This is a genomic window from Moorena sp. SIO3B2 (assembly GCF_010692525.1).
In the GTDB taxonomy this organism is placed as follows: domain Bacteria; phylum Cyanobacteriota; class Cyanobacteriia; order Cyanobacteriales; family Coleofasciculaceae; genus Moorena; species Moorena producens.
Window position 1 is genome coordinate 1 of record NZ_JAAHHE010000794.1, and the last position, 1,754, is coordinate 1,754.

At 42.7% G+C, this 1,754-nt stretch carries 2 protein-coding genes; one reads left to right on the forward strand and one right to left on the reverse strand.

Annotated elements, in window-relative coordinates; all coding sequences use genetic code 11:
* Positions 1 to 186 (reverse strand): hypothetical protein (locus F6K38_RS41110; protein WP_287360592.1); only part of this gene is annotated, 186 nt, incomplete at its 3' end.
* Positions 187 to 884: 698 nt separating this feature from the next.
* Here F6K38_RS41110 and F6K38_RS41115 point away from each other — a divergent pair.
* A complete protein-coding gene (locus F6K38_RS41115; protein WP_287360594.1) occupies positions 885 to 1,712 on the forward strand; it encodes a DUF6816 family protein in 828 nt (275 codons plus the stop codon).
* Positions 1,713 to 1,754: the final 42 nt, after the last annotated feature.

Sequence of the window (1,754 nt, forward strand, 5' to 3'; positions counted from 1 at the left end):
ATTATCTCCAGAGGGGGTTCCACCATCAATGTCAAATTGATTGCCATCGGAGGTGACTTGGGTCGGAGTGCTATCATCGGCTTTAATCTGTGCTTGAGTTGGCATCACACCAATATGGGCTACCAACAAAGATACGGCTGCCAGGGACTGGCTGATTTGACTCACAGCTAATTTGATTTGGCTCATGGGTAATATCGTTTTGAATTGGCTATCCTGAATTCAAAAATGCATTAGTCAACTACAGGATGAGATTAGCAATTTCCTAATACGTCTGTTTTTAAGCTGAGGTCAGATGCACCCTGGGGTATCAGCTGCTTAGGAGTGAATCACACTGAATCACACTGAATCACACTGAATCACAATACTGAGGGGAATAGTACTCTGAGTCAGGGTTTGGTAAACATCAGGCTGGTTAGCTTAACTGAAATTTTGAAGCCTTTATGAAGATATCAGTATATACACTAGTATTACATATACTCTTTTATTATGAACATTACTGATTAACTTTGTTCCGGTTAATTTATATTAACTTCACTAAATATTTTTGATATAGCCACATAGTTTAAAGCTATCTTATGGTAAGCCGATTAGACTAATTTTTAATTACCAGGAATTGAAATAAAAGTAAGTAAAATCTATTGATTAGGAAGAACTCTACAAATTTTGGACAGTTCTCGCGAGAGTGAACTATACTTGACATTTAGCCCTAGATTAGGCTAAGGAATATCTAAAAGGATATCTCAGTGGAAACACCGATAGCGCATACACCCAAAGTTAAAATGGTAATGGTCAGCACTCCCCTCTTGCTTTGATTCTTGATTAGATGGGGCGACCTGCCTTACGGGCAAGATAGCTGACCAGTCTAAGGTGAGAGGAATGTTGGTGTGAGAAGAATTCTGGGATTATGTCTGGTGTTAACCTTGCTCCTGGCTGGTGGTGAGGCTCAGGCAGGAGAGTTAGCTGAGCGTTTAGGTCAGTTTCCCGATTGGAAAAGCAAACCGCCAGTCACAGCGGCGACCGGGGATTTGGTATATCCCACTTGGATGAAGGGGACTTGGAAAGTTACCAGCACCCTGATCGAGCAGATAGCACCTCTAGCACCAGAAATAGTGACACCAGGATTTGAAGGTAATCGCAATCATCTACAAGAGCCAATTAGTTTTCTGGTGCGGTTTCAACAAGTTGGGAAATCAAGCTCAGGGCTTGGGGATTGGTTTATTCCGTTTAGAACTCGACGTTCTAGAAAAAATCGATCAGTATTAAAACCTACCTCAGAGGTGGTTGCTGAAGAGGTGGTTGCTGACCGAGCGTTCAATGGGTTGAATATTGCTAGGGCTTACTTAGGCGATCGCATAATTAGAGCCGTCAAAGTAGACCCCAATTCCCCTAATCGTCAGGTTACCATTCTGCGCACCGGGAGCCAACTAGTTTCAGTGATTACTGGACGTGCTTCTGAAATACCAGCTCCGGATCAGTTCAATGCCACAGAAGTTGTCAACCAAGTCTTTCGCGGTACTCGCCGACCTTTTTTCAACGAAGTAGAAACCACAACAGCATATCAGTTCCATCAATCACCTACTCCGATCATTAAAGCTGACCAAGTCACAGCGGTTTACCTTTCACCACAAGACCCCGATTACTTTAAAGCATTGGAAAAACCTGTGGCTCTCTATCGCTATCAATTAGAGCTGGTACCAGTTAAGGATAGTTGAAGGTTGAAGGTTGTTAAAGGGTTGAAGGTTGTTAAAGGGTTG